1 protein-coding gene is annotated in these 381 nt (G+C 50.1%); it reads right to left on the bottom strand.

Features of this window, described 5'->3' with window-relative positions; all coding sequences use genetic code 11:
* Positions 1 to 21 precede the first annotated feature (21 nt).
* On the bottom strand, positions 22 to 381 hold a 360-nt coding region (locus CWC14_RS18535; protein WP_171036893.1), incomplete at its 5' end, for a GltB/FmdC/FwdC-like GXGXG domain-containing protein.

Here is a 381-nt window from a genome sequence, read left to right as displayed (position 1 = left end):
CATTCTGACTCATACTTCCTCCTATTGCGCCTGTACGCGCAACTCCGCGCTACTGCGGGCGCGGTGACCCAATAAACTCTGCACATCACTGGATCTTGGTTTCACCAACTTAAACAGCGGTAGATACAGATCAAAGCTAGCAAGAATAGCCTCGGCTCGCTGCGAACCGGTGAGTTCTAAGTGTTCAGCTATCAATCCACGGAGGTGCTCATGATGTGTTACTAAGTTATCCAGTTCGACTATTTCTACCCGCTCTGGGTTGATGCGTTTATCAAAGTCTTGGGCTTCGTCGAGTACATAGGCAAAACCACCTGTCATCCCCGCACCAAAGTTGACCCCAACCTTACCAAGCACACATACGACGCCGCCGGTCATATATTC

The sequence above is a fragment of the Pseudoalteromonas sp. S3260 genome (genome assembly GCF_005886925.1).
GTDB lineage: Bacteria > Pseudomonadota > Gammaproteobacteria > Enterobacterales > Alteromonadaceae > Pseudoalteromonas > Pseudoalteromonas tetraodonis.
Note: the sequence above shows the minus strand (reverse complement) of the source record. Positions and strands in the feature narration are given on the sequence as shown.